The organism is Microbacterium sp. NPDC087868 (assembly GCF_044900755.1).
GTDB lineage: Bacteria > Actinomycetota > Actinomycetes > Actinomycetales > Microbacteriaceae > Microbacterium > Microbacterium galbinum.
Genome location: NZ_JBJDNO010000001.1, coordinates 248,026 through 261,813, shown reverse-complemented (window position 1 = coordinate 261,813; position 13,788 = coordinate 248,026). Strand labels below are relative to the sequence as shown.

At 69.4% G+C, this 13,788-nt stretch carries 13 protein-coding genes; 5 read left to right on the top strand and 8 right to left on the bottom strand.

The features are described from left to right. Positions 1-32: 32 nt before the first annotated feature. On the bottom strand, positions 33-1,631 hold the full coding sequence (locus ACI2JZ_RS01285) for an ABC-F family ATP-binding cassette domain-containing protein (protein WP_247622268.1): 1,599 nt from the start codon (positions 1,629-1,631) through the stop codon (positions 33-35). Between the two features lie 162 nt (positions 1,632-1,793). Here ACI2JZ_RS01285 and ACI2JZ_RS01280 point away from each other — a divergent pair, with 162 nt between their 5' ends. The 4 genes from ACI2JZ_RS01280 (at position 1,794) to ACI2JZ_RS01265 (ending at position 5,804) form a co-directional block, all read left to right on the top strand. Next, on the top strand, positions 1,794-2,411 hold the full coding sequence (locus tag ACI2JZ_RS01280; RefSeq protein ID WP_404596284.1) for a DedA family protein: 618 nt from the start codon (positions 1,794-1,796) through the stop codon (positions 2,409-2,411). Positions 2,412-2,416: 5 nt separating this feature from the next. Further along, positions 2,417-3,670, top strand: a complete 1,254-nt coding sequence (locus ACI2JZ_RS01275) for a sensor histidine kinase (protein WP_404596283.1) — start codon at positions 2,417-2,419, stop codon at positions 3,668-3,670. Continuing rightward, a complete protein-coding gene (locus ACI2JZ_RS01270; RefSeq protein WP_247632069.1) occupies positions 3,667-4,335 on the top strand; it encodes a response regulator transcription factor in 669 nt (222 codons plus the stop codon). The genes ACI2JZ_RS01275 and ACI2JZ_RS01270 overlap by 4 nt, the downstream gene beginning before the upstream one ends. Positions 4,336-4,472: 137 nt before the next feature. Next, on the top strand, positions 4,473-5,804 hold the full coding sequence (locus tag ACI2JZ_RS01265) for an acyltransferase (protein ID WP_404596282.1): 1,332 nt from the start codon (positions 4,473-4,475) through the stop codon (positions 5,802-5,804). On the opposite strand, the gene ACI2JZ_RS01260 is transcribed toward ACI2JZ_RS01265, so the two are convergent. From ACI2JZ_RS01260 to sufB, 7 genes are read right to left on the bottom strand one after another with little or no spacing between them, the layout of a single operon-like run. Next, on the bottom strand, positions 5,773-7,137 hold the full coding sequence (locus tag ACI2JZ_RS01260; protein ID WP_404596281.1) for an MFS transporter: 1,365 nt from the start codon (positions 7,135-7,137) through the stop codon (positions 5,773-5,775). The genes ACI2JZ_RS01265 and ACI2JZ_RS01260 overlap by 32 nt on opposite strands. Further along, complete coding sequence (locus ACI2JZ_RS01255) at positions 7,134-8,288, bottom strand: MalY/PatB family protein (protein ID WP_404596280.1); 1,155 nt, start codon at positions 8,286-8,288, stop codon at positions 7,134-7,136. The genes ACI2JZ_RS01260 and ACI2JZ_RS01255 overlap by 4 nt, the downstream gene beginning before the upstream one ends. Beyond that, entirely contained in the window at positions 8,288-8,623 is a 336-nt protein-coding gene (locus ACI2JZ_RS01250) for a metal-sulfur cluster assembly factor (RefSeq protein ID WP_247622261.1), read from the bottom strand. Before ACI2JZ_RS01250 ends, ACI2JZ_RS01255 begins: the two co-directional genes overlap by 1 nt. 9 nt (positions 8,624-8,632) lie before the next feature. Further along, positions 8,633-9,403 (bottom strand): Fe-S cluster assembly ATPase SufC, encoded by a 771-nt coding sequence (gene sufC / locus ACI2JZ_RS01245; protein WP_247622260.1) that lies wholly within the window; start codon positions 9,401-9,403, stop codon positions 8,633-8,635. Next, on the bottom strand, positions 9,404-9,730 hold the full coding sequence (locus tag ACI2JZ_RS01240) for a non-heme iron oxygenase ferredoxin subunit (RefSeq protein ID WP_247622259.1): 327 nt from the start codon (positions 9,728-9,730) through the stop codon (positions 9,404-9,406). Then, positions 9,727-10,932: a Fe-S cluster assembly protein SufD gene (gene sufD / locus ACI2JZ_RS01235; RefSeq protein WP_404596279.1), complete on the bottom strand. Its 1,206-nt coding sequence runs from the start codon at positions 10,930-10,932 to the stop codon at positions 9,727-9,729. Before sufD ends, ACI2JZ_RS01240 begins: the two co-directional genes overlap by 4 nt. A 1-nt stretch (position 10,933) precedes the next feature. Continuing rightward, positions 10,934-12,352 (bottom strand): Fe-S cluster assembly protein SufB, encoded by a 1,419-nt coding sequence (gene sufB, locus ACI2JZ_RS01230; protein WP_247622257.1) that lies wholly within the window; start codon positions 12,350-12,352, stop codon positions 10,934-10,936. Positions 12,353-12,583: 231 nt separating this feature from the next. Here sufB and ACI2JZ_RS01225 point away from each other — a divergent pair, with 231 nt between their 5' ends. After that, complete coding sequence (locus ACI2JZ_RS01225) at positions 12,584-13,726, top strand: heme A synthase (RefSeq protein ID WP_404596278.1); 1,143 nt, start codon at positions 12,584-12,586, stop codon at positions 13,724-13,726. The last annotated feature ends 62 nt before the right edge of the window (positions 13,727-13,788 follow it).

Here is a 13,788-nt window from a genome sequence, read left to right as displayed (position 1 = left end):
CTCGACTATGCCACCGATCCCTCGCGCTCGCGTCAGGCGAGCTCGATCAGGTCCTGGTACTCCTGGTTCCAGATGTCCTCCACGCCGTCCGGGAGGATGAGCACGCGCTCGGGATTCAGCGACTGCACGGCGCCCGGGTCGTGCGAGACCAGCACGACGGCCCCCTCGTAGTGCGCGAGGGCGTCGAGGATCTCCTCGCGCGACGCGGGGTCGAGGTTGTTCGTGGGCTCGTCGAGGAGCAGCAGGTTCGCCGACGACACGACGAGGGTCGCGAGCGAGAGACGGGTCTTCTCCCCACCGGAGAGCACACCCGCCGGCTTCAGCACGTCGTCCCCCGTGAACAGGAAGGAGCCGAGCACGCGGCGCGCTTCCGTCTCGGTGATGTGCGGGGCCGCCGAGACCATGTTCTCGAGCACCGAACGATTCACGTCGAGGTTCTCGTGCTCCTGCGCGTAGTACCCGACCTTGAGGCCGTGGCCGGGCTCGAGCTGTCCCGTGTCGGGCTGATCGACGCCCGCGAGCATTCGCAGGAGCGTCGTCTTGCCGGCACCGTTCAGACCCAGCACGACGACCTTCGAACCGCGATCGATCGCCAGGTCGACATCGGTGAAGATCTCGAGCGAACCGTACGACTTCGACAGCCCCGACGCCATGAGGGGCGTCTTGCCGCAGGGCGCGGGCTTCGGGAAGCGCAGCTTCGCGACCCGATCCTGCTGCCGCACGTCGTCGAGTCCGGCGAGGAGCTTCTCGGCGCGCGCGACCATCTGGTGCGCGGCCGCGGCCTTCGACGCCTTCGCCCCGAACCGCGCGGCCTGCAGCTGCAGCGTCGTCGCCTTCTTCTCGGCGTTGGCGCGCTCCTTCTTGCGGCGCTCCTCGTCGGCCACGCGCTGACGCAGGTAGTTCTTCCAGTTCATGTTGTACGTGTCGATGACCTGGCGGTTGGCATCGAGGTAGAACACGCGGTTGACGGTCTCGCCGACCAGTTCGACGTCGTGGCTGATCACGATCAGCCCGCCCTTGTAGGTCTTGAGGAACTCGCGCAGCCACACCACGCTGTCGGCGTCGAGGTGGTTGGTCGGCTCGTCGAGGATCATCGTCTCGGCATCCGAGAAGAGGATGCGGGCGAGCTCGATGCGACGACGCTGACCACCCGACAGCGTCGACAGCGGCTGGTCGAGGATGCGGTCGGGAAGCGAGAGGTTGTGGGCGATGGATGCCGCCTGCGCCTCGGCGGCGTAGCCGCCCTGCGCCTCGAACTGCTCGGTCAGCGCCGCGTAGCGCTTCATGGCCTTCGCAGCGACGGCGGGGTCGTCCGATCCCATCGCGAGCGACGCCTCGGTCATGCCGAGATTGAGCTGGCCGAGACCACGGGCGTCGAGGATGCGCGTGCGCGCCAGGTCCTCCGGGTTGCCCGAGCGCGGGTCCTGCGGCAGATAGCCGAGCTCCCCCGAACGCGTCACGCTGCCGCCGGAGGGCAGGACGTCGCCGGCGAGCACCTTGGTGAGGGTGGTCTTGCCCGCTCCGTTGCGGCCGACGAGACCGATCTTGTCACCGTCGCCCACGCGGAACGACACGTTCTCCATCAGGAGGCGAGCGCCCACGCGGATCTCGAGTTCGTGCACGGCAAGCACAGCGGGATGTCCGTTCGTTCGGGAGGAAGGTGGCCGAGCGGCCAGCCTCCCAGTATAAGCGCCCCGACGGGACGGCCATCCCAGGAAGATCACTCCCCGGTGTGACGCGGTCGATACCGCAGAGGGATGACCGTCCTGCCACCCGGTTCGTAACGTTCGAGGGTGGACGTGATCAATGACCTCATTCTCCAGGCCGTGGCCTCGCCGTGGCTCGTGCTCGTGCTCTTCGCCGTCACGGTGATCGACGGCTTCTTCCCTCCCGTGCCGAGCGAGACGGTGCTCGTCGCCGCCGCGGCCGCGTCGGTCTCGGGCGGAGGGCCGAACCTGCTCCTCCTCGGCGTCGTGGCTGCGCTCGGCGCCGCACTGGGCGACAACATCGCGTTCCTCATCGGTCGGCGTCTCGGTACGTCCCGCGCGGGCTGGATGCGACGGCCGCGCGTCAACGCCGCGTTCGCCCATGCCGAGCGCGCGCTGGAGACCCGCAGCGCCGCGCTGATCCTCGGCGCCCGCTACATCCCGGTCGGTCGTGTGGCGGTGAACATGACGGCCGGGGCCCTGCGCTTCCCCTGGCGCCGGTTCCTGCCGCTCAGCCTCGTCGCGGGCGCGAGCTGGAGTGCGCTCAGTCTCGCGATCGGTCTGCTCGCCGGCAGCTGGATCAAGGATCAGCCGCTCCTGAGCGCCGGCGTCGGCATCGTCATCGCCCTGCTGATCGGCATCGTGATCGACCGCGTGTCTGCCGTCCGACGCCGCCGGAGCGCGCCCGCCCACCTGGCAGGATGAAGATCATGACCCGTGTCCGGCGTGCTCCCCGTCACTCCCGGCGGACGATCGCGTTCGTCGGGCTCTGGACGGTGACCGTCGGCCTCTACTCGGTGTTCGTCCCGGTCCACGCCGCCCTCTACGGAACCCCGGTCGCACTGGCGTTCCTGCTCGGCGCTGCGGTCTGCGGCGCCCTCCCCCTCTCGATCGCCCGCCCGCGCACGGCGATCGTCGTGTTCTGCACAGCGGTCCTCATCGTCCCGCTCGTGACCGACACCGACCTCGCTGCGACCGCGCCCTGGCCGTGGTCGGTCCCCGCCACGCTCGCGTTCGTCGGCCTCGTCGGGCTCGTCACCGGTATCCACGGGCTGCGGCCGGGACTCCTTCTCCTCGTGCTCGCGCTCGTCGCATCGCTCACCGCCCCTCTGCTGCGCCCCGACATCATCGAGACGGCGAACGTCTCGGCGACCGCGACGGCCGATCTCATCGTCACCGCGTCCGTCGCCGTGGCCGCTTTCCTCCTCGCGCTGCTGATCGCCAGCCGCCTGCGCATCGGCGTCGAGCTCACGCGCGAGCGCGAGCATTCCGCCCTCGAGGAGTCGCGGCGCGCCCTGATCGAGGAACGCACCCGGATCGCCCGCGAACTCCACGACGTCATCGCGCACAGCATGTCGGTCATCCAGGTGCAGGCGTCGACGGCGCGATACCGCCTGCCATCGATCGACGACACCGCCGCGGCCGAGTTCGACGACATCGCCGCGACCGCGCGCACGTCGCTGAGCGAGATGCGACGGATGCTCGGGGTGCTGCGCACCGAGGATCAGGCCGTGGAACTCGCTCCGCAGAACGGCATCGAGGACATCCCCGCGCTGGTCGACACCATCCGCCGCGCCGGCGTCGACGCCGGTCTCTCGCTCGTGGGAATGGATGCCGCGACATCCGCTCCCCCGGCCGTCCAGATCGCGGCCTACCGGATCGTGCAGGAGAGCCTCAGCAACGCGGTGCGGCATGCGTCCGGCAACGCGGTGACCGTTCGGCTGCAGGCGGATGCCGGCACTCTCCGCATCCGCGTGCGCAACGCCGCCCCCGCGGAGGCGCAGGATCGCGGCGCCGGGCATGGCCTGCGTGGAATGCGCGAGCGCGCCGAGGTGCTCGGCGGCAGTCTCTCGGCGGGCCCCGCTCCCGACGGCGCCTGGCTCGTCGAGGCCGCCCTCCCCCTGGCCGGAGGGCGCGACGATTCGCCGTCCCCGGCATCCGCCCCTCCGAAGGAGAACCCGTGACCATCAGCGTCCTCATCGCCGACGATCAGGCCATGGTGCGCGCAGGCTTCGCCGCGCTCCTCGACGCGCACGACGGCATCCGCGTCACCGGACAGGCTTCCACGGGAAACGAAGCCGTGTCGCTCGCCGCACGGCTCGACCCCGACGTGATCCTCATGGACGTGCGGATGCCCGACCTCGACGGGATCGAGGCGACCCGCCGCATCCTCGGCTCCTCGTACCCCGCGGCGCATGTGCCCCGCATCCTCATGCTCACCACCTTCGACATCGACGACTACGTCTACGACGCTCTCGAGGCGGGGGCGAGCGGGTTCCTGCTCAAGGATGCGCTCCCGGAGGAACTGGTGCACGCCGTGCGCGTCGTCGCCGGGGGCGACGCGCTGCTCGCCCCGAGCGTGACCCGCCGGGTGATCGCGCAGTTCGCCGGACGTCGCCCCCGTACGCCCCGCGCGGCTTCCGCCCTCGCCGAGCTCACCGACCGTGAGCGCGAGGTGCTCGTGCTGATCGGCCGTGGGCGGTCCAACGGCGAGATCGCCGCCGAACTCTTCATCGCCGAGCAGACGGTGAAGACGCACGTCGGCAAGGTGCTCGCGAAGCTCGGACTCCGCGACCGTGTGCACGCAGTGATCCTGGCCTACGACACCGGACTCGTCGAACCGTCCTGACCGCACCCTCCTGGCAGTGCACCTCGGCGACGGCGGCGCCCTCACCCCTCGGTACGGGGTCGAACGGCACCGCGGGGTGATGTCCTCCGCCGCACCGCGTCCATAACCTCCGGGAAGACCGTTCCCCAGGAGGATTCATGGCCATCGTGCAGGCACCCCCCGTCCGAGACATCCCGAGCGCCGAGGCTCGCGGCACTCGCGACACCGGCATCGACCTCGTCCGCTCGCTCTGCGTGATCGGCGTGGTGCTGCTGCACGCGATCATGGTCGGCGTCTCCGTGGTCGACGGACGCCCCGCCTTCGACAACGCCAGCACCGGCACGTGGTGGATCGTGCCCGTCAGCTGGGCTCTGCAGGTCATGCCCCTGTTCTTCGTCATCGGCGGGTTCTCCGGACTGCTCGCCTATCGTTCGGCGGTCGCCCGCGGGGGCGACGCGCGGAGCTTCATCGCGGGGCGGGTGCACCGACTGCTGCGGCCCGCCGTGGTCACGATCGCCGTGATCGGCGTCGCGCTGTGGGCATTGACGCTTTTCGGGATCCCCGCGGACCTCATCGCCGTCGCGGGTTACCGGTACGGGCAGCCGCTGTGGTTCCTCGCGGTCTTCCTGCTGTGCCAGGCACTCCTGCCCGCGCTCGTGCACCTGCACCGGACTCGGCCGCTCCTGATCCTCGCCATGCTGGTCGCAGCCGCAGCCGCCGTCGACGCGGCGAGGGCGATCAGCGGAGTCGACGCCCTCGGGTTCCTCAACCTGGCGTTCGTCTGGCTCGCGCTCCAGCAGATCGGGTTCTTCCTCGCCGACGGCAGCATCGACTCCCTGCCCCGTCGCACCCGGGTGCGCATCGGCGTGGGCGCGGCGCTCACCCTCCTTCTCGGTTTCGCCACCGGCCTCTGCTCCCCCGACCTGATCGCGCACATCAACCCGCCGACCTCCGCGCTGATCCTCGTCGGTATCGTGCACACCTGCGCCCTGTCGCTGAACCGCCCCCGCCTGTCCGCCCTCAGCGCTCGCCCTCTTGTCGCGGTCGTGAGCGGCTTCATCGGCCGACGGACGATGACGATCTACCTCTGGCACATGCCGGTACTGCTCGCCATGGCGGGCGTGACGGCGATCGTCGCGATCAGCGACGGCAGCACGCTCCCGGTGGCGGGAAGCGCCGCGTGGTGGGCGGATCGTCCGCTCTGGCTCGCGACGGCACTGACGCTCACCGCCCTCGTGGCCGTCCCGTTCACGCGCATCGAGACGCGTCGTCCGCCGATGGCGACCGACGCGACCCGGCGCATCGCGCTCTCGGTGCTGAGCGGTCTGATCGGCGTGGTGCTGCTGCTCGTGACCGGCACGACACCCGTCACGGCGATGATCGCGGTCGGCCTGCTCCTCGTCGCTCTCCGCCTGGCGGCTGCGCCGGTACACGGCCGATGGAGCCCCCGGTCGGCTCTCAGGAGCGTTCGGCCGCGTGCCCGAGCCTGAGACCCGGGATCGCCGCTGCACCGACGAGCGCGAGGCAGAACACGAACACGACCCAGAACGTGCTCGCTCCGCCTCCGAGCGTCGCGACGGCGAGACCGGCGAAGGCGATCGTGACCGCCGAGCCCGTCGAGTCCGAGATCGAGAGTGCCGAGGAGTTGAATCCCTGGTTGCTCTCATCGGAGTACGCGAGCGTGAGCACGGTCAGCCGTGGGTACAGCAGGCCCATTCCGCCGCCGGCGAGGCCCCATCCGATCACGACCACGAGCGGCGAGATCCCGAACAGGGCGGCGAGGAGCACGCACAGCAGGGCCATCAGCAGCAGCGAGAGGCTGATCATGGTGATGCGGTGGTTTCCGAGCCGTTCGCCGTACTTCCCCTGCAGTGCGGATGCCCCGGCCCACGCGAGCGCGGCGAACATGAGGGCGATGCCGGCCCAGGTCGCCGTGAATTCGAAGCGCTCCATGAGCAGGTACGGGATGTACGCCTCCGCGGCGAAGAAGGCACCGGCGACGATGCCGCGCATGAGCACGACGCTCGGCAGCCCCCGCCCGGCCCGGAGCGCACCTCGGGGCAGCAGCGGGAGAATGGCGATCCCGATGACCGCCAGCGCGCCGATCGCGACCGGCCAGCGCACCTGCGGCACCGTGTCGGCGGTGAAGCCGATCACGACGGCGAGAACGGCGACGACGACCGCGAGCAGCAGTCGGGTCGCGATCGTCCGCCGGTCCTGCGGCTCACCGTGGCCGAGATCGACTCCGCTCAGGCGCACCGCGATCACCGTGAACGCGATACCGGTGAGCACGGCGACCCCGAGGAACGTCCAACGCCAATCGATGTGCTCGGCCACCGCTCCGGCGAGGAAGGGGCCGATCATCGACGGCACGACCCAGGCCGCGGCGAACGCCGCGAAGATCCGCCCGTGCAGGTGCGGCGGATACAGCCGCGCGACGACGACGTAGAGCGCGACGGTCTGGCCACCGGCGCCCAGCCCCTGCACGAGTCGCCCGACGAGGAACTGGTGCATCGTGACGGCGAAGCCCGAGATCAGGAGTCCCACCAGGAACAGCGTGACCGCGACGTAGAGCGCACCCCGCGGCCCGCGGGCGTCCGACCAGGCGCCCGCGGCGACCATGCCGATGACACCGGTCGCGAGGGTACCCGAGAAGGCGACCGCATACAGCGCTCCGCCGTCGAGGGCCTCGCTGACGATCGGCATCACCGTCGTCACCGCGAGGGCCTCGATCGCGGCGAGGAAGATCAGCGCGATCGCGCCGGTCGTGACCCAGATGCGGCTCCGGTCCCAGATCGACGCGACGGGCGACGGGGCCGTCATCGCCCGACGAGCGCCGCGATGCGCTCGATGGCCTCGGTGAGGATCTCGGGACTCGTGCCGAAGTTCAGGCGCGCGAACCCCGTGCCCTCGTCGCCGAACGCCGAACCGTTGTGGAGGGCGACCTTGGCCTCGCGCAGGATGCGTCGCGAGGGATTGTCGCCCCACCCCAGGGGTCGCAGGTCGATCCAGGCGAGGTATCCGGCATCCGGCAGGCGGTAACGCGCCCCCGGAAGATGCCGCACGAGGAGATCCTCGAGAAGGATGCGGTTCTGGTCGAGCGTGCGGAGCAGACCGTCGAGCCAGGGGTCGCTCTCTTCCGAGAATGCGGCGACGGCAGCGATCAGACCGAACTGTCCCGTGCGCCAGACCACCTCGATGGGCAGGTCGCGCAGCACGGCGTACGTCGTCTCATCGGCTGCCACCATGAGCGCGCACTTGAGGCCGGCGAGATTGAACGCCTTGCTCGCACTGACCACGGCATAGCCGACCCGGCGGGCGGCATCGTTCACGGCGAGGAACGGAGTGAATCCCGTGCCGGGCTGCGCGAGCGGTGCGTGGATCTCGTCGGAGACCACCGCCGCACCGAACTCGGCGGCGAGATCCGCGAGGGCTGCCAGGGCGTCGCGATCGTGCACCGTTCCGGTCGGGTTGTGCGGGTTGCAGAGCAGGATGGCGGTGGCGCCGTCGTCGAAAGCCGCCCGGATGCCGTCGAGATCGAGTTCCCAGCGCGTACCGGTGTCTCGCAGGGGCACGCGCTCGACCTCCGCGCCGGCCTCCGCGACGAGGTCGTAGAAGGGCGGGTACACCGGAGGGGTGACGACGACGCGCTCCCCCGGTTGGGTGACCCGGCGGAGGATCTCGACGATGCCCATGCTCACATCTGCCGTGCTGCGCATGAGCGACGGGTCGGGCGCCCACCCGAGCCTGCGCTCGGCGAACGCCGCGTAGGCCTCCTTCAGAGGAGTCCGCGACGCGATGTACCCCGTGTCACCGAGATCGAGCGCACGCTGGAGTGACGCCGTGATCTCCGGTGCGAGCGGGAAATCCGTCTCCGCCACGAACAGCGGCAGGACGTCCTCGGGGTACTCGCGCCACTTCTCGCTCGTGCGTCGGCGCAGCTCGGAGAGAGGCAGCGCCTTCACCTCGAGCATCAGATGGCGAAGCCGAGTGCTCGCATCATGTCGCGGCCGTCGTCGGTGATCCGCTCGGGACCCCACGGCGGCATCCATACCCAGTTGATGCGGAAGCGGTCGACGACCTTGTCCAGGGCCTGCGCGGTCTGCTCCTCGAGCACGTCCGTCAGCGGGCATCCGGCGCTCGTCAGCGTCATGTGGATGACGAGAGCGTCGTTCTCGTCATCCCACGCCAGGTCGTAGATGAGTCCGAGGTCGACGACGTTGATCCCGAGCTCGGGATCCATGACGTCCTTCAGAGCCTCGGTGACCTCGTCGTACTTCTCGTCGGTCAGCGTCGCGGTCGCGGTCATGCGGTCAGCCTACGCTTCGATGGGAGCGGCGGGGTCGAGGAAACGGTCGTATCCCTCGTCTTCCAGCCGGTCGGCGAGCTCGGGGCCGCCCTCTTCCACGATCTTGCCGGCGACGACCACGTGCACGAAGTCGGGGCGGATGTAGCGGAGGATGCGCGTGTAGTGCGTGATGAGGAGCACGCCGAGGCCGGTGGCCTCCTTGGCGCGGTTGACGCCCTCGGAGACGATCTTCAGCGCGTCGACGTCGAGGCCGGAGTCGGTCTCGTCGAGGATCGCGAACTTCGGCTGCAGGACCTCGAGCTGGAGGATCTCGTGACGCTTCTTCTCGCCGCCGGAGAACCCCTCGTTGACGTTGCGCTGAGCGAACTTCGGGTCCATGCGCAGGTTCGCCATGGCCGCCTTGACGTCCTTGGTCCACGCGCGGATCGCGGGGGCCTCGCCGTCGAGCGCGGTCTTGGCGGTGCGCAGGAAGTTGGTGACCGTCACGCCGGGGATCTCGACGGGGTACTGCATCGCGAGGAACAGACCGGCGCGTGCGCGCTCGTCGACGCTCATCTCGAGCACGTCCTCACCGTCGAAGGTGATCGAACCACCGGTGACGGTGTACTTGGGGTGGCCGGCGATCGTGTAGGCCAGCGTGGACTTGCCCGAGCCGTTGGGGCCCATGATGGCGTGGGTCTCACCCGTGTTCATGGTCAGGGTGATTCCGTTGAGGATCGGGGTGGCCCCCGCCTCGGTCTCGACCGTCACGTGGAGGTCGCGGATCTCGAGAACAGACATTCAGATTTCCTTCGTCACAGTCGGGTCGATGAGCACGTCGTCGCCGTCGATCTCGACGACGTAGACGGGGACGGGCTCGTAAGCAGGGAGGTTCTGGGGCTTGCCGGTGAGCAGGGAGAACGCCGAGCCGTGGGCCCAGCACTCGACCGTGTCACCTTCGACGAAGCCCTCGGAAAGGGAGATGTCGCCGTGGGTGCAGGTGTCGCCGATCGCGTGGATCACGCCCTCGCCGTCCTTGATCACGGTGATCGGGACGCCATCGGGCTCGACGCGGATCGGCATGTCCTGCTCGAGCTCCGCGACACCGCACACGCGCTGAGCGCTCATGCCGAGACCGCCGCGAGCTCCGCCTCGATCGCAGCGAGGAGTTCGGACTCGAGCGCCGGGATGCCGAGGCGCTGGACGATGTCGGTGAGGAAGCCGAGCACGACGAGACGGCGTGCCTCTTCCTCGGTGATGCCACGAGCCTGCAGGTAGAAGAGCTGCTCGTCGTCGAAACGACCCGTCGCGCTCGCGTGTCCGGCGCCGAGGATGTCGCCCGTCTCGATCTCGAGGTTCGGGATCGAGTCGGCGCGGGCGCCCTCGGTGAGCACGAGGTTGCGGTTCGCCTCGTAGGAGTCGGTGCCGGTGGCATCCGGGCCGATCAGCACATCGCCGATCCAGACGCTGTGGGCGCTCTCGCCCTGCAGCGCGCCCTTGTACAGGACGTCGCCCTTGGTGTGCGGGCCCTTGTGGTGCAGGTAGACCTGGCTCTCGAGGTGCTGGCCGGCGTCGGCGTACGACAGACCGTAGAGGTAGCCCTCCGAGCCTGCACCCGCGAGCTCCACGTTGGGGTTCACACGCACCACACCGCCACCGAAGCTGATGACGAAGTGCTTGAGCACGGCATCCGCATCGACACGGGCCTGATGCGCCGCGGTGTGCACCGCGGCATCCTGCCACTGCTGGAGAGTCACCACGGTGAGACGCGACCCGGCGCGGGCGATGATCTCGACGTTCTGCGCGTACTGCGCGGCACCGATGTGGTTCAGCACGACGGTCGCCGAGCTGTGCTCGAGAGCCTCGATCACGATATGGGCGTCGGCGCGCTTCTCGGCACCGCGACCCTCGATGGTGAGGAGGATCGGCTCCGCGACCTCTTCCTCACGCGGGATGCGGATGTGCATCGCCTCCGAGGCACCCCGCCAGGCAACCGCGCCGGTGATGTCCTCGCCGCGGAAGAACTCGCCGCGAGGAGCCGCGCCGATCGCGAGCGGTGCCGCGAGGTACTGCTCGCCGGCGGAGAACTCGTAGGAGACGCCGTCGTTCTGCGCGGCGGTCTCGAAGAGCGCCGTCAGCTTCGCGACAGGGGTGTGCTTCCAGTTCACCTCGCGCCCCGTCGGCACGCCGAAGTCGGCGGGCTCGAAGGAGTGCGGGCGTTCGGAGCGGGTCTGCACCGGCACGAAGCCGGCGTCCGCCACCTGCGCCGCCGGGTCGACGTGCGCGCTCGAATAGTGCGACGCCGTGGGCGTCGTCGTCTGGGAGGTCATCTCAGCCGACCGATCCTTCCATGCCCATCTCGATGAGCTTGTTCAACTCCATCGCGTACTCCATCGGCAGCTCGCGCGCGATCGGCTCGATGAAGCCGCGCACGATCATCGCCATGGCCTCGTCCTCCGGCATGCCGCGCGACTGCAGGTAGAAGAGCTGCTCCTCGCTGACCTTGGAGACGGTGGCCTCGTGACCGAGCTGCACGTCGTCGACGCGGATGTCGATCGCCGGGTAGGTGTCGGAGCGCGACTTGGTGTCGACGAGCAGCGCGTCGCATCGCACGGTGTTCGCCGAGTGGTGGGCGTTCGCATCGACGCGGACCTCGCCGCGATATCCCGCACGACCGCCCCCACGGGCGATCGACTTCGAAACGATCGACGACTGCGTGTACGGAGCCATGTGGATCATCTTCGCGCCGGCATCCTGGTGCTGGCCGGGGCCGGCGAAGGCGACCGAGAGCGTCTCGCCCTTGGCGTGCTCGCCCATGAGGTAGATCGACGGGTACTTCATCGTCACCTTCGAGCCGATGTTGCCGTCGACCCACTCCATCGTCGCTCCCTCGTGCGCGACCGCGCGCTTGGTGACGAGGTTGTAGACGTTGTTCGACCAGTTCTGGATCGTCGTGTACCGGACGCGGGCGTTCTTCTTCACGATGATCTCGACGACGGCCGAGTGCAGCGAGTCGGACTTGTAGATCGGAGCGGTGCAGCCCTCGATGTAGTGCACGTAGCTGTCCTCGTCCGCGATGATCAGGGTGCGCTCGAACTGCCCCATGTTCTCGGTGTTGATGCGGAAGTACGCCTGGAGCGGGATCTCGACGTGCACGCCCTTGGGGACGTAGACGAAGGAGCCGCCCGACCAGACGGCCGTGTTGAGGGCGGCGAACTTGTTGTCGCCGGCGGGGATGACCGAGCCGAAGTACTCCTCGAAGAACTCGGGGTGCTCGCGGAGAGCGGTGTCGGTGTCCATGAAGATGACGCCCTGCTGCTCCAGGTCCTCGCGGATCTGGTGGTAGACGACCTCGGACTCGTACTGCGCGGCGACGCCGGCGACGAGACGCTGGCGCTCGGCCTCCGGGATGCCGAGGCGCTCGTAGGTCTCGCGGATCTCGGCGGGGAGGTCCTCCCACGACTGCGCCTGCTTCTCGGTCGAGCGCACGAAGTACTTGATGTTGTCGAAGTCGATGTCGCTGAGGTCGGCGCCCCAGGTCGGCATCGGCTTGCGGCCGAACAGCTGATAGCCCTTGAGACGGGTCTTCAGCATCCATTCGGGTTCGCTCTTGAGCGCCGAGATACCGCGGACGACCTCTTCGGAGATCCCGCGTTTCGCGACGGCGCCGGCGGCGTCAGCGTCGTGCCAGCCGAACTCGTACACCCCCAGGCCATCGAGCTCCGGGCGGTCGATCAGCACATCCGACATCACACTCTCCTCATTGGGCCTCAACGGTGTCATCCGCCCCGACACACCTGATCCCCGTCGAGTCTGCGGGGAGCGGGTGCCGCTGGTGGGCCCTCATCACCGGCGCATCCTTCGCGCCTAAACTGTTATCGATGCTTCCGCGCCCTCGAGCGCGCATCGCAACAATCCGATTCTACAGGCTCCGCTTCGCGGACGGGCCGCCCGTCCTGCGCGAAGCGCGCCGGAGGCCCCATGCCCGACACCGCCACGCCCGCCCGCACCACCGCCGCGGAGCTCGATCTGCGACCCGCAGCATTCACTTCGCCGTGGGGACGCGTCCTCCGCGTGTTCGCGTGGCTGTCGTTCCTCACCGAGACGATCATCATCGGCACCGGTGGGGCCGTGCGCCTGACGGGCTCCGGACTCGGATGCTCGGAGTGGCCGCTCTGCACACCGGAGTCCCTCGTGCCGATCCTGGCGGACCAGGGCATCCACGGCGCGATCGAGTTCGGCAACCGGCTGATGACCGGCGTCGTGGGCGTCATCGCGCTGGTGGTCGTGCTGCTCGTGCTGCACCTGACCGACGGATCGCGCTCGGTCTTCCGCGCGCTCCGCTATGCGGCGGGCGGCATCGTGGCGGCCGCGGCCGCGTTCGCCCTCGTCACCCTCACCGGCCTTCCGGTGCCCCCGTTCCCCGTGGCGTCCGCGGTCCTGCTCCTCGCGGTGATCGCCGCCGCGATCCACACGACGCGTCGCGCCTCGGCGCGCCGCGATCTCCTCGTCCTGGCCTGGGTCGTGTTCGCCGGCGTCATGGCGCAGGCGCTCGTCGGCGGCATCACGGTGCTCACCGGCCTGAACCCGTTCATCGTCGGATTCCACTACACGTCGTCCCTGCTCCTGGTGTGCGTCACGGCCGCATTCCTGGTGCGCCTGTACGCGGCTCCGGGACCGCGCGAGCGCGCGGTGCCGACCTGGTTCATGATCCTCAGCCACGTCACCGGGCTGGCGCTCGCGGTCACCATCCTGTTCGGCGTGCTGACGACCGGATCCGGCCCGCACTCCGGCGACCAGGACGTGCTGCGGCACGGATTCGACGCGACCGTGCTCGCGCACGTGCACTCCTGGCCCGGGTACATCCTCGCCGCTCTCGTGCTCGCCCTGACGATCGCCGCGTGGGCGCTGCGCCTCCCGCCGCGGAAGTGGCTCGTCGTCCTGGTCCTGGCCATCGCGGTCCAGGTCGGCGTCGGGGTCTGGCAGGCGCGCGCGGGACTCCCGCCTCTGCTGGTCGGCATCCACATGGTGCTCGCCTCGCTCTCGGCAGCGACCTACACCGTCGTCGTGCTGAAGCTGAAGCGCCCGGCAGCCGACGAGGTCAGCGCCCCCTCCGCCGGCTGAACGGACGTCTCAGAGTCCGCGGACAGCCGATCCATAGGCTGCGCATACCGGAGTCATCGGCG

Excerpts from the sequence above, each read along its gene's own strand:
- ACI2JZ_RS01260 (WP_404596281.1), bottom strand. The coding sequence starts at position 7,137 with ATGACGGCCCCGTCGCCCGTCGCGTCGATCTGGGACCGGAGCCGCATC.
- ACI2JZ_RS01255 (WP_404596280.1), bottom strand. The coding sequence starts at position 8,288 with ATGCTCGAGGTGAAGGCGCTGCCTCTCTCCGAGCTGCGCCGACGCACG.
- ACI2JZ_RS01275 (WP_404596283.1), top strand. The coding sequence starts at position 2,417 with ATGACCCGTGTCCGGCGTGCTCCCCGTCACTCCCGGCGGACGATCGCG.
- ACI2JZ_RS01225 (WP_404596278.1), top strand. The coding sequence starts at position 12,584 with ATGCCCGACACCGCCACGCCCGCCCGCACCACCGCCGCGGAGCTCGAT.
- sufB (WP_247622257.1), bottom strand. The coding sequence starts at position 12,352 with ATGTCGGATGTGCTGATCGACCGCCCGGAGCTCGATGGCCTGGGGGTG.
- ACI2JZ_RS01240 (WP_247622259.1), bottom strand. The coding sequence starts at position 9,730 with ATGAGCGCTCAGCGCGTGTGCGGTGTCGCGGAGCTCGAGCAGGACATG.
- ACI2JZ_RS01265 (WP_404596282.1), top strand. The coding sequence starts at position 4,473 with ATGGCCATCGTGCAGGCACCCCCCGTCCGAGACATCCCGAGCGCCGAG.
- sufC (WP_247622260.1), bottom strand. The coding sequence starts at position 9,403 with ATGTCTGTTCTCGAGATCCGCGACCTCCACGTGACGGTCGAGACCGAG.
- ACI2JZ_RS01250 (WP_247622261.1), bottom strand. The coding sequence starts at position 8,623 with ATGACCGCGACCGCGACGCTGACCGACGAGAAGTACGACGAGGTCACC.
- sufD (WP_404596279.1), bottom strand. The coding sequence starts at position 10,932 with ATGACCTCCCAGACGACGACGCCCACGGCGTCGCACTATTCGAGCGCG.